The following is a 19,005-nucleotide window of genomic DNA, read 5'->3' as shown; positions in this document are numbered from 1 at the left end:
TTGAGCTTTACTGTTGATTTGATAAATAACGATACATTTCGCAGCCGGCTAATAAAAAGGCACCTACGCCAAAATTAGCTGTAGAATTTGCATCTACTACTTGCCCGGGGATGGCCTTTTCACCAATAGGCTGTACATACCCTACTTTTCCATTCTTTTGCAAGGCCGTTTCTGACAAGTATTTCCATGCCTTTTTTGCTGCCGGAAGATATGTCTTCTCTTTTAAATAGCCATTGTTAATACCCCAAAGCAAACCATAGGTAAAAAAAGCAGTTCCGCTGGTTTCTGCACCGGGCGCATGTTCAGGATCCAGAATACTCCTTGTCCAATAGCCTTCTTTTTGCTGAGATTTTGCAATAGCCTTGGCCATGTTCTGGTATTTGGTAAGGTATTCTTTCCGATGCGGATCATTTTTAGAAAGATCTTTTAACACTTTAGCCAAGCCAGCGAAAACCCATCCATCGCCCCTGGCCCAGAAATCTTTTTTGCCATTGGTACTTTTATGCTTGGGATAAACATATTTGGCATCGCGGTAATAAAGCTTCGCTTCCTGATCATACATAATGCTATTGGCATACATAAAATATTCATAAAGCTTATCTGAATATTTTTGATCGCCTGTTAACTTATAAAGTTTGGTCATTACAGGCATCACCATATACAAACCATCTGCCCACCACCAATAATCATGATTGGGCGTACTCATTTCGTATTGCATCACATCTTTTGCACGCGCCACTTTATATTCTGCAGGTTGTATATGATAAAGATCGATATAGGTTTGAAAGCAGATTTGCCAGTCGCCAAAAAGCACATGGTCATCTGTTTCACCATAGTTATATTTCCATTCAGATTTATTGGCAGACTTTGCTCCCATCCATTGGTTGTGTTCCGCCCAATCCTCAGCATATTTGCGGTAAGCCTCATTTTTGGTGAGCTGATAAAGTTCCATATTGCCCGTATGGTAGGCGGCATGATCCCAAAAGGCACGAACTTGTGGTTTATTTGTAGTCTGCCAGTATTGATTGGCTAAATTAAGCTGAGCAAGTACGGTATCTTTTGTTTGCGCATGAACTTCTGTTAACCCATAAAACAGGATTAAAAGAAATGCCATTGAAAATAATTTTATTGTTCTCATTTACTAATTGGGTTTATACCTTCCAATGTGGGAATAACTTTCTTGATATTGCCATTTTCATCAAATTCCATTTGATCAATGCATACCTCCCGGTTGTAGCCTGCGGCATCACCCATGGTTATCCCTTTTGGTCTGTTAAAACGGTGATAAACGATATACCATTCATCTTTACCCGGAATTTGAATCACACTATTATGGCCAGTACCATAAATACCCTGATCTGGCCTTTTCGATAAAATTAAATTATTAGCCGGAACCGTAATTTTTCCTGTAGGTGAATCAGAAAATCCATATCGCACGGCATAATCAGGACTTCTGGTGTCTTCTTCCGACCAAAGAAAATAGTATTTTCCGTTTCTATAGAAAACCTCTGTGCCTTCACGGAAACTATTATCCGGTGTGATGATCTTCACAGATGTCGTATCAATGGATACCATGTCATCATTAAGTGTTGCTACAGCCATATATCCATTACCCCAATACAAATAGCTTTTCCCGGTTTTCGGATCGGTGAATACATCAGGATCAATTTCTTGTCCACCCTTTATACCTGCAGGCCGCTTGGCAATTAATGGTTTACCACTGTCCTTAAAAGGTCCGGCAGGATGATCAGACACGGCCACTCCGATTTTCTGTGCAGCAGTGAAATAGTAAAAATATTTATATTCGCCATTTACCTTCTTCTCTATCGCAGTTGGAGCCCATGCATTTTTCTTTGCCCATGAAACATCTTTATTTAAATCTACAATCACCCCTTCATCTTTCCAGTTCACCAGATCTGTTGAAGAAAAGGTTTTAAAATAGGTGCCACTCCAGCCGGTAAAGCCATCACTGGTAGGGTATAAATAAAATTTTGAAGTTTTGTTTGAATACAGGATTTCAGGATCGGCATAAAAACCATTTAATACCGGGTTACGGTTGATGGCGGCGGATATGGCATAAGTTTGCATTGCCTGGTTGCCAATTTTAAGTGTATAACGTACAGGTCCTTTAGAGAAATCAACCTTCCCTTCAGGCTTAATGCTCACACCTGAAAATTTAGAAAACCCGGGATCAAATGCTTTCAAATCTGTACCATCATTAACAGGCAAATAAACGGTTCTGGCCACAGTATCCAGCACAATGTTATTTTGCTTGATGGATGGGTTGCCTGCCCCCTGCAATACGGATGAAGCACTATACCATTTGCTTAACAAGCGGTTTTCTTCTTCTTTACTGATTGACATCACCGTTCCATGGCGGGGATGAAAATCCATTGTTACTTCTTCATCAATGATTTTGAAAGTGTTCAGGTCCTTAGATTTGGTAAACTGATAGCGTCCTTTCATGTAAACATCATACATTAAAATATAATCTTCAGAATCATTCAGCTTAAAAACCCCGGCACCCTCAACCGCATCAGTGGTTTGTTGTAAGTAACGGTCTTTCAATACATATCCCTTTGTTAAGGAACTGGAAACTGCTTTTTTGATGCCGTTTCCATTGCCCTCCGTTTTAAAAAACAGGTTGTATTTTCCCTTATCGTAAATGATATCTCCATCAATACAGGATCCATTTGTCGGGCTGAAAAATAATTGTTTAGGCGTTCCCTCCAGGTCGCTAAAATCTGCATTGGCATAAGCATAATAGATTTTATCAGGATCATTGCCATGTTTCATAGACCAGTATACCATGTATTTTTTAACAGCCGGATCATAAATGGTTTGCGGCGCCCACACCCGTTTTAAATTCTCCTGATTCGGATATTTTTTTTGAATATTAACAATACTGGATTTCCATGTAATTAAGTCATTTGATTTCAATAACACCATTGCCCGGTTACTGTCCCAACCTTTTGCCGATACCATATCAGTTGCCACCATGTAAAAATGCTTGCCATCGGCACCACGTAAAATATGCGGATCGCGAACACCGCCTGTTGAGCTGATTTTTTCTGATGAAATAACCGGCCTGTTATGATTTAAGGCTTTGTAATGATAGCCATCTTCGCTAATGGCAAAGCGAATAGATTCTTCCGCTTTATCATTCCCTGTAAAATAGGCAAACAGGTAAGCACTGTTACGAGCTTGCTTTTTTCCTTGTGCATGTACGCCAAAATTTAAAGTAAATACGGCGAAAAGCACGAGTATCATACTGGCCTTTGTCTTATTTTTATTCATATTAATTGTGCTTAATCATTTTTTTTAGGTTCCCAATTCAATACCTGAACGGCAGTAGGTTGCTGACTGGCTTTTCCTTCGCCGTCTATCTGTTTTACATCCTGCAAAAACAAACTTAACACTTTTCTATTTTTCCACAATTCGGTATCATAACTGGGTTCCCAATCGCCAACGCTTTGGGCAGTTAAATCCTTTATTGTCCAGTTCGTTGTCTGCAGGTTATTATTCAAAGCGATTGAAGCTTTACTTCCTCTTTCCTTGTCTCTAAAGATCAGGCCGGCAGCGTAATGCCTGCCATTTTTCCAAACGATAATCTGGGGCCTGGCGATGGGAATCTGCTTGGTTCCACCACCACTTAAACTGAATGTGGTTTTTCTAAAATTTAAGTGATGCACTCTCCAATCGTTATCCGTTTTATAAACCAGATGATATTGCGGAATGCTTTCCCCCTCCTCACGCCAATAACTTGCTATAAACACTTTGCCTTTGGCATCTGCAAACATAGAAGTCTGGTTAATGAGCTCACTTTTTTGTGGGATTTTTAAGGCATACTCTGCATTACCCGCACTGATAGGCAATTGATAAGGTGCACCATTAGATTTTTGCCAGGTTAAACCCCCATCAGCAGATTTTGCATAACAGAGATCGTGGTTACTGGCCACATCAGGACTTTCACGCCATACCCAGGAAAGATGAATCACGCCTTTTTGATCGATTGCAACCTGCCAATAGGCATTTCTACGTCCTTCGCCATCAATTAAGTTATTCTGGATTCTGCTCCATTTTTTTGTTTTTACCGCATATCGATTAATCACCAGATTGCCGTTACCAGATCCTCCATCCCGGTAGAGGAATAACAAATCGCCGTTAGCCAGTTTGTAAAATTCGGGATAACTCACCTTACCCTCCCGTTCGGCCAGCATTGGTTTTTTCTCACTTAAAATCAGGCTGCCTGCACTTAGCGCATATGCATAATTTAACGTGTTATTGTGCTGGCTCCATACCACATGTAAAATCCCATCTCCATCTACCATAATACTGATGGATTTATGTGCATCGGCTGCATCACCTTTATAAGCAGTTCTTAAAGTTTCCCAGGTTGGCGAATTCAGTTCTCTTTTGGCAAGCACTAAAAACTGATCAGCATCATAATAGGCCGCATATTGAATATGCCGAAAACTGACTAAGGCATTTTTTCTAAAGATTACCGTATTTACCGAATTGTTAGACCATCCGTTAGCGGCAACGGTACTGACAGTACTTTGCTGCGCCACACTATATAAACTCAGCATACAGCATAGGCCACTAATCAGTATATCTTTAATCAGTAAGTGCAACTGGAAATTAGGATGCTTGATTTTCATCATTTGGTTAAAATTCAAAGTACCGATTTTTTATGGATTTAAACAGGGGGTTAAATCACACTTTAGGGGGGACAATTTAACACAAAGGCTTTTAAACTGTAGCATTGATGTTATAATAGTTACGGAAGTTTTGCAGTATTTCTTAATAAACCCTTAAAGTGTGGGCAAAAAATCTAATTCCAGGATGCGACATATACAAAAAAGGCCATCTCTTTTTTAGAGACGGCCTTTAATATGCATTCAATTTATTTTACAGAACGATACTATCAATTGCTTTGTCCAATGCAGTTTCCTGCAAGTCAGCCACAGCAAAACCTTCAGCCCTCACTATGGTTACATCAGTAATACCGATAAAACCTAAATAGGCTTTAATATAAGGCGCTACGAAATCGTAACCTGCGGCAGGTCCTGAACTATAAACGCCACCTGTAGCCATAGCGATATATGCTTTTTTACCGGTAACCAAACCTTCAGGACCATTTGCACCATATTTAAACGTAATCCCGGCACGGCCGATATGATCAAACCAGGCCTTTAATACTGAAGGAATACCAAAGTTGTACATTGGCGCACCGATGACCAACACATCTGCATCCATAATTTCCTGAATCGCCTGGTTCGAGTGGCTGATGGCCGCTTTGTTTTCTTCGGTATGGTGTTCAACAGGTGTAAAGAAGGCATTTAAATGCGCTTCTTCCAGGTGTGGAAAAGGTGTTTTGGCTAAATCCTTTACCACAACAGCAGCTGCAGGATCTTGTGCTCTTAACTGATCTATAATGGCATTTGCCAATTTAATACTATTGGATGCTTCGCCTCTTGGGCTTGAAATTACATGAAGAATCTTTGACATTTTATTCTAAGTTTAGGTAGCTAAAATCGCTATGTTTAGCCAAACCCATCTTGATGTGTGATAAGAAATTACTTTTTCCTAAAAATTTATCACGCGCTAATGCCAGCACAATGCAATAGAAAATACTTTTCAGTCCAGCCCATAAAATTACAAAGCATTTAAAAAATCCATATAGGGTTGTACGCTTTTTTCTATCCATTCAACAGTAGAATGATATTCTATTCCATAATATGTAAACGGTGGCTGATAATCTGCTTTAACATATCCAAAAGAAAGTTCAAATGGACGGAGTAACTCGGCTAAGGTATAATTGTAAGTCCCTGATGGCAGATAGTCAGCCTCATCAACCCCCACCGATATGGCCAGGGCTATGGTTTTTCCTGCCAGTTTATACCCACTCTTACTTCCATAAGCCCAGCCATGGGTAAGCACTTCATCTAACCACTTTTTAAATAACCATGGGCAATTGAACCAATAGTACGGAAACTGAAAAACAATTTGATCATACTGTTCTACCAGTTGCTGTTCATAATGAACATCTATCTTCCCGTCGGGATAGCACTCATGCAATTGATGGATCACATATTGATCAGGAAATTTCTTCAGTTCTTCTACCCATCTTTTATTCACTACAGCACCCGGAAGATCAGGATGAATCACAATAATGAGTGTTTTCATAATTTTAATTTTTAAATTTTATGTTGCAAACATATGTTAAGTAACCTGAATTAGATTCAATAGCAACCCATTGTGATGTACTATAAAAAATGTAAGTAATGTCTACAATCGAAAAAACATCTGTCAACTTCGCCAAAAAAAGCATTGGCAGCAGAATGTCCTGAAGCCTATCCCGCCAATGTTATACTGTAGCACTGATGATTGATGCCGCAAGGGATACCGGTATCCAACAAATCTGGGATATCTGCCATTTTGGATACCCGGTAGATTTGAGCCCCCTACACCCTCATTTCCTGATTCGATTTGTGGATGTCTGCTCGGCGTTTGCCACCTTTTATAAAAATTACTGCCCCGGCCAGCAGCTTATTGTTACCCCAATTAATGAAGTAGGTTTCATATCATGGTTAGGTGGCGACTAATTGTATTAACAGAAACCAGCCATCCGGGTGAACATCGCCCAAACTGGATAGAACTCATCGCAAAAGAGTGTGTAAAAACTTTAAAACCGGGCATCCCGTTAAAGGGCATTTGCCTCTATCTCATCATTGACAGGCCAGATTGGGATCACCTGCATTACTGGCATCACTCCGGCTTATGGGATGCCGATGCACTTAATCCGCATGCAAGAAATTTATATCTGCCATATGCTGAGGCCATTGAAGAGGCCATGACCTTAGTTAAACCATATTTATAAATAATGGGGCTGCCTGACTCATAAAAAATGTTCAACTTTACGTGCTTAATTAAAAAAATTCAATGATTACCCCTATTGTTAACCAAACATATCCTACTCAAATTAATCCGGATTTAACCCGTATAGACTGGACACATGTATTGCATTTATTCCAAAAAATTAATTGGAAACATCGCCTGGCTGCAGAAATAGAAAGTGCCTTTAAATTGAGTACGCATACCCTTTTTGTATACCATGAAGAGGTAATTATTGCATTTGGAAGAGTAGTCGGAGATGGCCGTTATTACGCCATGCTGGCTGATGTAGTTGTTGATCCTGATTACCAGGGACAGGGCTTGGGCAAGTATATTGTGACCACCTTAAACAATCAATTGAATAATTATCATTTCGTAAACTTAAGCGCGGCACCCGGGGCAGATTCTTTTTATAAAAGTATGGGTTGGAAAAAGCAAACCACTGCATTTATATGGCCGCAGGGGCCAAAGCAACTGAGGCAGCATTGTGCAGAAGATTGAACGGCATTTACTTCAGTCTGATATTCAATTTTATAGTTTTCAGGCTGTTGTACTCTTATCTACATTTTGGTTTTTCAGGTAGACCCTGAATATGGTTCCTTTATCCGGTTCACTTTCAATGCTGATTTTTCCGCCTGATAAATTAACAATTTCTTTCACGAGGTGAAGGCCAACACCTGTCCCTTCCACATCTGTTGAAAGGCGCTCGTATTTATTGAATATTTTTTCCAGGTTTTCTTGTGCTATCCCCCTCCCGTTATCCGAAACGCTGAGCACAAAATCATCATTTTCCATATAGGTTTTAATCATAATTTCCGGCACACGGCTGGTACTCCGGTATTTGATTGAATTGTTAATCAGGTTGTAAAGTACACTTCTGAGCTTGCGGCGCACAAAAACAACTTCCGAGTGTTTAAACGCCCAACTGATGACGGCATTAGATTCCAGTATCTGCGCTGCCAGCGTTAAGCGGACATCTTCCAGAATTTGTTCAATATCCAATAACTCTGCAACAGTTTTAAAATGATGTTCAGATTGTCTGGCATCTGTTAAATCGATGATAATTCCTTTTATTTTTAACAGCCCGGTTTCAATTTTCTCCAGCAGTACCGGGAATTTTTCCATTCCTTTTTCGGGTACTTTCTTCAGCATTTCAATGGTTAAACCCAGGCTGGTTAATGGGGTTTTGATGTCGTGAGAGATGGTATCCAATAATAACTCATGCTCCATAATTAATTTTTCCTGCTCTTTGAGATCGCGGATCCTGGAAGTAATGTCAATAAAGGTAATGATCACCCCATTGGTTTTATTTTCCTTCATCACAATGTACGGCAAAATGTTCATCTGGAACCACCGCATATCCACCGTTTGAACTTCCTTCTCTAAAAGTTCGCCAGTGCTGATTACCTGCTCAATATTATCAATAATGCTGGGAAAGCGAAAATTGTCTTTAACATCAAGAATGGATTTTCCAATGTCGCTATGATGAAGCTTAAACTGCTTCATTGCCGGTGGTGTAAATTTGCGCAGTATTAAATTGGCATCAACAAAAAGCTGGGGAATGATGGTGTTTCGAAAATAATTCTCCAGCTCGTCATTCAGATCTATTAGTTCACTAATCTTAGAATTTTTGTTTTGCATTCACCGTTGTTGCGCGTAAATGTACCTGCGCGGAGTAAGGTAGTTAAAATTATCGGGTTAGCACCATTATGTAACAATCTAATCATTAAGCGCATTTTTTTCATACGCCTCAAAAATGGCATTTAAATACATCCGTGATCAGGCATTGTAAAAAATCAAAATGCCTGGCAAGCGATCAAACCCACTCCCCAACCATAGGTGCAGCACAATCCAAGCTATTATTTTGTTGCAAATGAATACAGCAATACACCGTGGGCAGGTATGCTCAGGGGAAGTTTACCATTTTCGCTGTTTACGGATGCCAGATCCTTTTGTCGCCAGAGATCACGAACGTTTAAATTGCCTTTAAGGCCCAGCTTTTTAAAATCGCTATATGTTAATTCTGCCTTTTCCTGTCCAAAATTGGTAAATCCTACGGCATGGCTTCCATCTTCTAAGGCCTTTACATAAATGCGGACATCGCCAATGGTTTGTACGCAGGTAGCCTGTTTGCCAAGCGGATCCTGATTGATGGCGATTACTTCATCATTGGTGAGCAGATTCATCGTAAAATCATCCAGTTTTTCCATATCGCAGCCAATCAGTAATGGTGCAGAGAAGAGGCACCATAAACTAAAGTGAAGGTATTGTTCATCTGGCCTGAGTTTGCTGGGATGCGGATTACCCCATCCCACCGTGCCCACTACCAGCATATCCGGATCATTCCAGTTGCCAGGCTTGGCCCATGCAGCTGCCTGATCTTGTTGCAAAGCAATATTTTTGACACTTGTCCAGGTATCGGTAATATCATTGGTGGTACGCCAGGATGTACCTCCAACAGCATTGCCCCATTTCCAAACATCAGACATTCCATACTGACACAGACTGAAAACAATATCCCGTGGCTGTGCTTTAAGTGCATCGCCCATTAATTGAAACGGTTTCATCGCGGTAGCCAGGTCGTTTCCACCTTTATAAGATAAGGCACCAATTTTATACGGATCATTATTTGGCATGCCATTAATTACATGACCGTAACTGCACCAATCATATTTCAGGTAATCGAAACCCCATTTTCCATAGGTGTCTGCATCTTGTTTTTCATACCCATAACTTCCGGTGCAACTGCCACAAGTCCAGGGACCAGGACTGGAATACAATCCAATTTTCAGGCCCATGGCATGAACGTCGTCTGCCAGCCCTTTCATGTCCTTAAAACGTGAGTTGGTTATGATGTTTCCGGCCTGATCACGAAGTTCGCCCCTAATGGAAGGGTCTTTAGCATCTTTATTATTTTGCCAGAAATCATCAATATTGATGTAAGTCCAGCCATGATTTACTAATCCGCTTTTGATCATTGCATTTGCAGCACGCTTCACTTTATCAGCAGATACCTGATCAGCAAAACAATTCCAGCTGTTCCAGCCCATAGGTGGCGTAAGCGCAATCTGATCGCCACAAACAATGCGTAATGCTTTTTTTGCTTTACCTTTTGCATTCATGGCACCCAGGCTTACTGAAAATGTGCCTTTTTCCTTCAGATAACCTGTAATGATGCCTGTATTTACATCTAATTTTAGTCCGGAAGGCAATCCGGCTGCTGAGAACTTCATTGGCCTTTCTCCGGTTGCCGCCACAATAAACTGAAATGGCGAACCGGGTCTTACGCCGAAAACGCCGGCACTGTTGATTTTTGGTAACAAAGATGTTTTAGGTGTAAGGATATATGGTATACCTGGAATTGGATTAAGGGTAGCAAAGGTGCTGACACCCGTTGCTTTGAAAGCTGCATTTGCCCAATTTGCATGGTCATAATAATTGCCATTGCCACCATCTGTCACAACTAATTCCAGTTTTTGTACCCCTTTAAGTGAAGCTTCACAAGGCTTTGCTTTATCACCCAGGTGCATTATTCCGCTTGACCAGATTTTTTGACCATCTGCCACCAGTATAAACTCGGCTGCAGGCTCATGCCCGGTTATTTCATCATCAATACCCACCTGTGCTGAAAATGAATTTGCTTTTCCGTTCAGTAAAATCAACAATGAACTTTCGGCATGTGTTCCAAATCCACGATCAAAAGTTTTGCCTGCAATGGTCATGGTTTTTCCATCAACCGACTTGTTTTTTTGAGGTGTACCATTTCCCTGGGTGGCTGCTGTTAAATCCAGCATATCAAGCCATATGATCTCTTCATGAGCGGAAGTTTGTGCCCAGCAACTTCCCGCAGAAATGAATGTTAAAATGGTGATGACAAATAATTTTACGATGTTCATGATGTGGGTAGATTTTTTATAATAAGGTATTCATGATAGAAAGTTCAGCAGTATTGAGCGAAGCGGAGTGTTTTTTAAATTATTTCGTAAACATCCAGTAATCAAAAAAGGCGATATCTGTTTCTGCCTTGCCTTTAAAAACAAAGTAAAGATCATGGATGCCTGTGATTTTGCTTACTGCCGTTGAAACAACAGCCCAGCGATTATTGCCCCCTGTCAAAGGGACTTTGATGGTGCTGAGTAAGGGGCCGTTTAAACCATCAGCGTGAACTTCCATCGTTACATCAGCATTATGCGTAGTGCCAACTCTCGCTGTAAATTTTGAAGCACCCGCAGCCTCAAAGTCGACAGATTTAACTTTCGTATAGGCCAGATTTTTTTTCGCGGTAACAAACACACCCACATTTTTATTTTCAGAAGCTTTTATGTTTTCAGACCAGGCAATGGTTTCAGCCTCCACTTTTTGATAGGGATTTAAATTTTGCAGGGGCTTAACAATGCCATCCGTCATTTTCATGGGTGATATGCTGCCATCTTTTTTAAAGTTCATTTCCTGTACAGCGACAGAGCGGTTAAAACCATTTCCGCCTGGCAGTGCTCCGGAATGGTAAAAAAGGTAAGTTTTTCCTTTATAATCGACCACGCCCGGGTGATTGGTAAAACTTCTGCCTTCAGGCGGCATTAGCGTACCGCTGTATTTCCAGGGGCCTTTCGGACTTGTGCTGGTAGAGTAACCCAAATGTTCCGGTATGGGGCCACCTGCCCAAAAGAGGTAGTATAGCGGGTTTCGCTTATATAACCACGGCCCTTCTTCATATAAGGTTGGGCGGCGCTCGTTGGCTTCACGTTTGCCAAAAGATGCCACCGTCATGGGTACACGAATAGCCTCGCCTTTGAGCGAGATCATATCATCATTAAGCTCGGCATAATAGCAGTCTGGATTTCCCCAATAGAGATAGGCTTTTCCATCCGCATCGATAAATACTGTAGGATCAATATCTCCGTCACTTACGCTGACCAAAGGTTTCCCCAGCGGATCATAAAATGGGCCATATGGATTATCGGCAACTGCCACACCAATAGCCGAATGTTTTTTATCGCGTGATTTTACCGGCGCGTATAAATAAAATTTACCTTTTCTCTCTACCACCTGAATGGCCCAGGCATCACCAATGGCCCAGTCAAATGTTTCATATGATGCCACTGCGCCATGATCGGTCCAGTTGACCATATCTTCTGTGGTGTATAATTTCCAGTTATTCATCACAAACCATGTGGAATTATCCTCATCATGGCTGGTGTATAAATAAAGTTTTCCGTTATACATCAAAGGTGCGGGATCGGCCGTATAATGGGTTTGTACAATGGGATTTTGCGCGGTAACCCTGAGCGGAAAATAAAAAACCACGCATAGCATCAGGCTCAGGCTCAGAATAAATTGTTTCATTGGGTTTTTCAAAATTATTTTATTTCAGTTGCGCTGTAGGGAATGGTATTTTTATGGCAGAATGAATTGAACTGCTTGTCCATAAAAACAGATAAAAAAAAGGCAGATTATTCCGTAGAACAACCTGCCTGATTTTTTAAAGGTTAATATCCTGGATTCTGATAGGCCTTTTTATCAGCATCTGACATTTGCATTTTGTCAATCTGATCCTGAGGAATCGGACGCAAATATAAAGCTGGTGTAATGGTTCTGGTTACCGTTACTGGTGTATGATCACCATAATTGATCCCGGCAATGCTATAAGTGGTGGATAATTCAGCCCATTTCTGAGTTCTGATCAAATCAAATCTTCTATAGCCCTCTCCATAATATTCACGGGAGCGTTCTGCGAGAATGTAATTGATATCAATAGTAGCTGGCGTGGCAGCAACCATTGCGGCACTGTTATCTTGCACTTTAGCTACATTTCCATTATTATCCCAACGCCATTTTCCAGCGCGTGCACGAATCACATTAATCAATTCGCGTGCACTTTTGCCCGCTTTTACATTAGCCCCTTTTACGGCAGCTTCTGCAGCAACAAAATACAGTTCAGAGAATTTGGCGATTGGATACGGGCGTGTACTACCGGCATTTGGCTGCCCCAGTCCGGTTCCATTATCTGTACGGTAAGGGCCGAGTTTCCAAAGCCCAGGATAAACGATTCTGCTGATGCCATTTGGTGCAATCACATAATCTGCTCTTCCAGGCAAAGTTCCGGCTCCAACGTTGCTGGCTCCGGCACCGGTTGGGTAAGTAATTGCACTGTTGTCCGTATCTAAAAAGCTTAATACCGCATTGCCCGGAACAATTGATATGCCGTTGGCATTCACCAATGAAGCAGGTGCAGACTCTGGCGGATTATAACCTTTTGGCCAGTTACCACGATATACGGTAGTAAAGGTTCCGTCGTAACGGGAATCAAGGGTTTTATCTGCAAAGGTATTTTTAAACACTTCTATGGTTGGGGCCATACGGTTCCACGGGCGACCAAGATGTTGTTCTGCTTCACGTTGAACTGAACTGATGCCTCCACTTCTCAGGTTGGTGTAATTCCAGGTCATCATCCACCCAGAAAAATTATCCGGTGCACCACCACTTCCAAAAGTTAAACTACCACCGTTATACCGCTCACTGCTTTCTGTGTGATCGGCATAAAGCAACATTTCTTTATTGCGGTCATTTGGACCCAGATTAACATCATAGTAAGTATCAACCAATCCGTTAGCACCAGGGTTTTCTATACCTGTTGTAGCAATATCATAAGCCTGCTGAAAATACCAGGCGGCATCATGTCCGTCAGGATCAGTTCTGTTGGCTGCCGGGTATGTTGGAATGTTATTGGGATTTTGTAACCACCATCCGTAAGTCAGGTATGCTTTAGATAAAAAGAGTCTTGCTGTAGTTTTGGTTACGCCTCCGATAACCCTTGAAGTTGCAGGTAAATCGGCAACGGCCTGCAACAGGTCAGGAAATACCGCTTTGGTATAAACCACTGGTACAGTATTGCGGGTAGAAGTTCTCACCGGATTGATATTAAATTTAAGTTCACCTCCGCCTAAATCAAGTGGTACACCTCCAAAGGTTTGTACCAGCATGAAATAATCAAAAGCACGGAAAAACCTGGCTTCTGCTACCAATGCACTGGAAATACCCGCCGCACTGGCATTCTCTATCACACCACTGGCCGTATTGATATTTGGAAAAGCTTCGGTCCACAATACGCTGCTTGGATAACTCGTAGAAAGAATAGAGCCTACGCCTGAACAATCCATATCTTTAAAGTTACCATCGGCATCTTTACCCCAGGTTGCTTCATCTGTACCTGTAATCAATGAATTATAGTAATAGGCCTGCCCGTAAATGTTACGCAGGTGAGCGTACATTGCGGTAAGTCCGCCATTTACACCTGTTACTGTTTTAAAATAATCAGGGGTAAAAATACTGCGTGGTTCTTCATCAAGAATTTTTTTACAGCCGGAGAACATGACCATTCCCAGCCAAACCCCTAAAGTTATATTGAAGTGTATACGTTTCATATTGGTATATTAAAAAGTTAAGTTAAGGCCGGCCACATAATTACGCGTAGAAGGCGTATTGGTACCTACAGTTAAAAACCTTCTCTGGTATGTATTGGTTACCGCAGCATTTTCATCGCCATATGAATTGGTTTCCGGATCCATACCTGATTCGCTGTAATATGGAGAGAACATTACAAATGGATTTTGAACAGTTAAATACATCCTAAGTCTCACCTTCGAATTCTTAATTAAGTCGCGGTTAAAATCATAACCCAGTGAAATGGTACGGATTTTTAAAAATGACGCATCAAAATAACCTAATGTACTGCCATATTTAGGATTATCACCACTTGCAATACCACCTGGTTTCGGATATTTTGCACCGGTATTATCTGGCGTCCAATAATCTACCTTTACGTTATTTCTTCTTCCTGATAAAAGGTTTAAGTAACCTGTAGAACCATATAACGTACTGATCAGGATACCGCCATCTTTGAATAAACCAACTACATTCAAGTCAAAGCCTTTATAGGCTACCCGGGTGTTAAAACCACCTGATAATTTCGGATCTACATTCATAATCTGTCTGTCAGCGGCTCCAATTGCCCTTGTAGGCTTGCCTGTAGCATCATAATCGCCGGTATATTTAACCTTGATCATACCCACGTTACCACCTGGTTCCAAAACATTCAGGTTAGGATCTCCAGTCTGCCATAATCCTATTTTTTCATAGTCATAAATGGCATTGATGTTATACCCTACAAACCAGGCATTTCCCTCATCCCTGGTTTGTCCGGAAGCCAGTGAAACCAGTTTGTTACGGTTTGCAGACAGGTTAAAACCTACATCCCATGACCAGCCATCTTTATTGTTGAAGATGTTACCATTCACGCTGAGTTCCCAACCTTTATTCTGTGTTTGTCCGATGTTGGCCGTATAACTTCCCACACCTGAAGTTGGAGGCAAAGCAATACCCAGTAAAATATCATTGGTATTGGTTACATAGTATTCAAATGTACCGTTGATTCTGTTTTTCAGTACAGAGAAATCTAAACCATAATTCCAGGTTTGTGAATATTCCCATCCTAAATTCGGACTTGGAAGTTGTGAAACATAGTAGCCTATAGCATAGTTCGTATCGCCAAAATTATAAGGCCTTGTATTTAATAAACCTAGTGTCTGGTAAGGATTTACCGACTGGTTTGATGTTTGTCCGTAACCTACTCTGATCTTTAACCTGTCAATAGCTGTAATGCCTTTCATAAAAGGTTCATTCATCAGGTTCCATCCTACTGAAACAGCAGGATAGGTATTCCATTTATGTCCTGGTGCCAGGCGAGATGAGCCATCAGATCTGATTGTGGCACTGATTAAATACCGGTTATCATAAGAATACATCACCCTTCCCATGTATGACATTAATCCGCTTAAGTTGTAATTTCCATTTCCGATTGTTAATTCACCATTGGCCTGACCAAGATTATAGAACTGGAAAGCATCTGAAGGAATATCACGTGCTGACATGGAAGAGGAATTAAATTTATTCTGTTCGGCAGAATATAATGCCACTACATTAAAATTGTGTTTTTCTGAAAAGGTACGGTCGTATGTTAATAAATTTTCAAGTGTCCAGTGGTATGTTTGTGAGTTGCTCACACCTGCGGTAGAAACTGTAGTAGCGGTAGCACTTCCAATTCCAACACCTGTATAATTACCATTATTGCTCTGAATAAAATCAAGCCCCAGGTTGGCCCTGTATTTTAAACCTTCTACCCCCGGAATTTTTACCTCTCCATAAAATGAATTATAGGTAGCAAAACCACGTGTTTCATTTAACCATTTATCATGAAGGTCTTTCGTAGATTGATTGGTGTAAATCCACGATTCATCCTGTGGCATTCTGATGGTTCTTTTTAAACTGCCATCTGCATTATAAGGGTTTGACATTGGCGTATTGCTCAGCACACCGTAAACACCCACCTGATTACCTTCACTTAGATTATAGTTATTGTTACTGGTAAAACCAACCCGGAAAAACTTACCAATTTGCTGATCCAAAGATGCTTTCATTGAATACCTGGTGTATTGTTGTGTGGGGATCAAACTTTGATTCTTATAATAACCACCGCCAAAACTATAGCTACCTGTAGCAGAACCACCTGATACGCCTACGTCATGACTGGTTACTACTGCAGATTTGTTATAGAATAAATCCTGCCAATCCGTATCGGTATCATTAGATTCATCTACCCCGTTAGTTGTAAACAAACCTGCTGCTTTACGCATTGCGATTAATTCCTGCGAATTCATCATCGGGAATTTTGCAAAAAGTGTTTGTAAACCCGTATAGGTATTATAAGAAACCTGAGCAGGCGCACCTTGTTGTCCACGGTTTGTAGTTAACAAAATTACACCATTTGCACCTCTTGATCCATAAATCGCAGTTGCAGATGCATCTTTAAGGATATCTATACTTTTAATATCGTTTGGATTAATATCACCGATGGAGCCTGGAAAAGGAATTCCATCCAATACCACTAATGGATCATTACTGGCAGAAAGTGACCGTGCACCACGAATCAGAATCTGCATGGTTGCACCAGGTTTGGTTGAAGTTTGGGAAATATTAACTCCGGCTACACGACCTTGAATGGCCTGTGCGATATTTGGAGCCGGAACTTCGCGAACCTTCTCACCGGATATATTGGCTACTGATCCGGTTACGGCTTCTTTACGTTGTGTACCATAACCCACTACCACTACCTGTTCCAGCTCTGCTGCACTCGGCAATAAAGTCACATTGATTTCGGTTTGGTTGCGTACCGGAATTTCTTTACTGGTAAAGCCAATATAAGTGAATACCAATACCGAACTGGCTGAGGGCACTGAAATACTGAAGTTACCGGTGTTGGATGCAGTTGTACTCGTGGATGTTCCCTTCACTAAAATGCTTACGCCCGGAAGGGGTTTTCCCTGATCATCTAATACACGCCCCTTAATTTGAGTTTGTGCCTGTGCGGCCAGCGTGAAGATCATTAAAATTGCGGTAAGTGCAATTCTGGGGAGACTTATAGAAAATCTCAAATGAGGTCTTACAATAAATCGTAAAATTTCAATTCTCATAAAAACAGTTTATAATGGTTAAAAAAAACAGACCTCAACAGATGATCAATCGTCAGTTGAATAGCAAGAGCATGTCATGAAAGACATAAAAGAATGCGAAACAAAAAATACTACTGAATACTATTAAGCCTGTATGAAGGTAAAGGTATTTAGATCAACCCTTCAACAATGATTCAATTGTACATTTTTAAGGTAGAAATGTGCAAGAAAATTTCTTTTTTTATCAAATACAGCGTTTCAGGCAAGATTCTTTAAATCAAGCCCAAAAACGCATCATTAAAAATGCAATCGATTGTATTTTTTTATTTTCTCAATTTTTATTCCAAACACCACCAAATAAAAGCTTAACAAATGGAAATTATCAGGCTATTTAATCATACAATCCTAGCATCAGGAAATCGTTTTTTAACCTTATTGTTTTTATCAAATTAAGGGACAGGCTTGCTCACCTGTCCCGTTCTGGAGTAAATATTAATTCGAATATTTTGGAATCATAAAGAGACTCATTTCAGACAATTTTATAAAAGCTTCGAATTAATGAACAATATGACTAGTTAGTCACATCAAAATATTCAGCTTTAATTCCTCTGTCGCGAGCAATTAGCGTGTCTTTTGTTGCATATTTTAAATTAAGATTTTTAAAGTTCACCGTATAATCTACGTATATCGCACTTCTGTTGCTGCCACCGATACTGTTCTTCTCACCATTGGAAACAAACCTGCCACTTCCTGTAACCTCTATATTGGTCGTACTGCTGGTGAGGGTACAGGTATTGTCATCAGCAAAATTTAACAGGAGCGTAAAGGGTACGTTTGTACCTGCACTATTTTTAATGGTAAGGGGTAAACTTGCCGTTTTAAGTGATACCGTGCTCATGCTCACCAGCTCATTGCTTTCTACATAAGGCGTATGACGTGAAACGGTATTCATGGTACCGTTGGCCTGGGTAATCTGGTCTATGCCTTTGCGTAAATAGTTGGCATGCCACGGATTAACGTATTTAACACCATAAAGTATATAATCTTTTGGTCTGGTTGCCCAGTGCAGCGGGTTTACCCTTGAAGGATTGGATACAACAGGAATCCCTTTTAAAATAGAATCCGCACCGGTAACCTTGGTCATTACCAATGGGATGACATAGTTTCTGCTCAGCGCTTTGGGATCAGCAAAAAATGCATCTGTTAATTGTACATCCACCCCACCTAAAACATCACCGGCATTGATTCTGATTTGGTTAGACATTAAGCGATAGTATTCTGCCGGCATCGGCAAAACCTGTCCGCCGCCATTATTAAACTTCAGTCCATTCAGCAATGTTTCAGCCTTCTGAATATCAATTACCACATCGTTTTTATTTTCATAGCCTCCGCCAAGGGTAGCTTTAATGGAAACCATGTGGTTTTTATCCATTGAATTGTCTACAATTAAATCTTCTCCCAAAACCACTGTTCTTAAAGGATATTGACTGGCAAAATAAACTGTTTTATAGTCAAATTCAGGAAAGGCAATCTTCTCGTTTTTACAGGAGGCCATCAGGCTAAGTGCTAATGCGAGAGCGATATATATATTGTTAATTTTCAT

General features: G+C 40.7%; 13 protein-coding genes. 2 read left to right on the top strand and 11 right to left on the bottom strand.

Annotated features, from left to right (window positions below):
* Nucleotides 1-7: 7 nt before the first annotated feature.
* The 5 genes from OQ267_RS06085 to OQ267_RS06065 all read right to left on the bottom strand — a co-directional run bounded on the left by OQ267_RS06085 (nt 8) and on the right by OQ267_RS06065 (nt 6,189).
* Nucleotides 8-1,114, bottom strand: a complete 1,107-nt coding sequence (locus tag OQ267_RS06085; protein WP_265835238.1) for a glycoside hydrolase family 88 protein — start codon at nt 1,112-1,114, stop codon at nt 8-10.
* A gap of 20 nt (nt 1,115-1,134) precedes the next feature.
* Nucleotides 1,135-3,297 (bottom strand): family 43 glycosylhydrolase, encoded by a 2,163-nt coding sequence (locus tag OQ267_RS06080; RefSeq protein WP_265835237.1) that lies wholly within the window; start codon nt 3,295-3,297, stop codon nt 1,135-1,137.
* 11 nt (nt 3,298-3,308) lie between these two features.
* Complete coding sequence (locus OQ267_RS06075; RefSeq protein WP_265835236.1) at nt 3,309-4,664, bottom strand: BNR repeat-containing protein; 1,356 nt, start codon at nt 4,662-4,664, stop codon at nt 3,309-3,311.
* Nucleotides 4,665-4,911: 247 nt separating this feature from the next.
* Entirely contained in the window at nt 4,912-5,511 is a 600-nt protein-coding gene (locus OQ267_RS06070) for an FMN-dependent NADH-azoreductase (protein ID WP_088299263.1), read from the bottom strand.
* A 147-nt stretch (nt 5,512-5,658) separates the two neighbouring features.
* Nucleotides 5,659-6,189 (bottom strand): NAD(P)H-dependent oxidoreductase, encoded by a 531-nt coding sequence (locus OQ267_RS06065; RefSeq protein WP_265835235.1) that lies wholly within the window; start codon nt 6,187-6,189, stop codon nt 5,659-5,661.
* A 400-nt stretch (nt 6,190-6,589) separates the two neighbouring features.
* Here OQ267_RS06065 and OQ267_RS06060 point away from each other — a divergent pair, with 400 nt between their 5' ends.
* Together OQ267_RS06060 and OQ267_RS06055 are read left to right on the top strand one after the other, a co-directional pair.
* Entirely contained in the window at nt 6,590-6,883 is a 294-nt protein-coding gene (locus OQ267_RS06060) for a hypothetical protein (RefSeq protein WP_265835234.1), read from the top strand.
* A 62-nt stretch (nt 6,884-6,945) separates the two neighbouring features.
* Nucleotides 6,946-7,398 (top strand): GNAT family N-acetyltransferase, encoded by a 453-nt coding sequence (locus OQ267_RS06055; protein WP_265835232.1) that lies wholly within the window; start codon nt 6,946-6,948, stop codon nt 7,396-7,398.
* 39 nt (nt 7,399-7,437) lie between these two features.
* Here the strand turns inward: OQ267_RS06055 and OQ267_RS06050 are convergent, their stop codons facing one another.
* The 6 genes from OQ267_RS06050 to OQ267_RS06025 all read right to left on the bottom strand — a co-directional run bounded on the left by OQ267_RS06050 (nt 7,438) and on the right by OQ267_RS06025 (nt 19,005).
* Complete coding sequence (locus OQ267_RS06050; RefSeq protein ID WP_265835231.1) at nt 7,438-8,538, bottom strand: ATP-binding protein; 1,101 nt, start codon at nt 8,536-8,538, stop codon at nt 7,438-7,440.
* Nucleotides 8,539-8,756: 218 nt separating this feature from the next.
* The gene (locus tag OQ267_RS06045; protein ID WP_265835230.1) at nt 8,757-10,793 is read right to left on the bottom strand and encodes an NPCBM/NEW2 domain-containing protein; all 2,037 of its coding nucleotides are present in this window, start codon (nt 10,791-10,793) and stop codon (nt 8,757-8,759) included.
* A 79-nt stretch (nt 10,794-10,872) separates the two neighbouring features.
* Complete coding sequence (locus OQ267_RS06040) at nt 10,873-12,240, bottom strand: glycoside hydrolase family 43 protein (protein WP_265835229.1); 1,368 nt, start codon at nt 12,238-12,240, stop codon at nt 10,873-10,875.
* A 143-nt stretch (nt 12,241-12,383) separates the two neighbouring features.
* Entirely contained in the window at nt 12,384-14,318 is a 1,935-nt protein-coding gene (locus OQ267_RS06035) for a RagB/SusD family nutrient uptake outer membrane protein (protein ID WP_265835228.1), read from the bottom strand.
* A 9-nt stretch (nt 14,319-14,327) separates the two neighbouring features.
* Nucleotides 14,328-17,423: a SusC/RagA family TonB-linked outer membrane protein gene (locus OQ267_RS06030; RefSeq protein WP_265835227.1), complete on the bottom strand. Its 3,096-nt coding sequence runs from the start codon at nt 17,421-17,423 to the stop codon at nt 14,328-14,330.
* A gap of 550 nt (nt 17,424-17,973) precedes the next feature.
* Nucleotides 17,974-19,005 carry a DUF5627 domain-containing protein gene (locus tag OQ267_RS06025; RefSeq protein WP_265835226.1) on the bottom strand — a complete coding sequence of 344 codons (1,032 nt, stop codon included), beginning with the start codon at nt 19,003-19,005 and terminating at the stop codon, nt 17,974-17,976.

The sequence above is a fragment of the Pedobacter sp. MR22-3 genome, from assembly GCF_026240075.1.
GTDB lineage: Bacteria > Bacteroidota > Bacteroidia > Sphingobacteriales > Sphingobacteriaceae > Pedobacter.
The sequence above is the reverse complement of the archived record's forward strand: the minus strand, read 5'-3'. Positions and strand labels throughout refer to the sequence as shown.